Origin of the sequence: Pontibacter rugosus, assembly GCF_042678745.1 — a bacterium.
GTDB classification, from domain to species: Bacteria; Bacteroidota; Bacteroidia; order Cytophagales; family Hymenobacteraceae; genus Pontibacter; species Pontibacter rugosus.
On sequence record NZ_JBHTLD010000550.1, the window covers coordinates 1 to 547 of the forward strand.

Below are 547 nucleotides of genomic sequence, written 5' to 3' on the forward strand. Positions count from 1 at the left end.
GGTGCGTGGCGTGCGGCCGACGGTTTCAGCCGGCTTTCCCGGTGTTTGCGTGCCCAAAACGCCGCTCTCGTTTAGTTATCTTGGGCTTTTCGGGGCTTATCCGTGGAATCACGACGGTGACTTCCAGTCCGCGCGGGTCGAGATTACGCATTGAAGCAGTGCCTCCGGCGAGCTGGGCTGTGGCTTGGACGATCGCGAGGCCGAGTCCGGATCCTCCGAGTTTCGGCTGGCCGTCAGTCGGTCGCGCTGTACGCGCCTTGTCCGGCCTGGTAAACCGGTCGAACGCCACGGCGATGAAGTCCGGAGGCACACCGGGGCCGTCATCAGTGACCGTCAGCCGGGCGGAGCTGTCTTCCAGCGACCAGGCGACTGTGATCGTCCCAGATTCCGGGAGTGCGTCGATCGCGTTGCTGGCAGTGTTGGTGATGAGTTGACTCATTCCGCGGCGATCCAGTCGGAACACGTGGGGTTCCTGCGTTGCATTTTCTTCCGAGTCGGATCCGTCTTGCGGATCGATGTTGAATTCGATCGTGATGTTTTTTGCGGC

Annotated in this window: 1 protein-coding gene; it reads right to left on the reverse strand. The window is 61.6% G+C overall.

Going from position 1 to position 547, the window contains the following annotated elements:
- Window positions 1–25: 25 nt before the first annotated feature.
- The coding region (locus ACFQ2O_RS22405; protein WP_377533259.1) for a sensor histidine kinase at window positions 26–547 on the reverse strand (522 nt) is incomplete at its 5' end.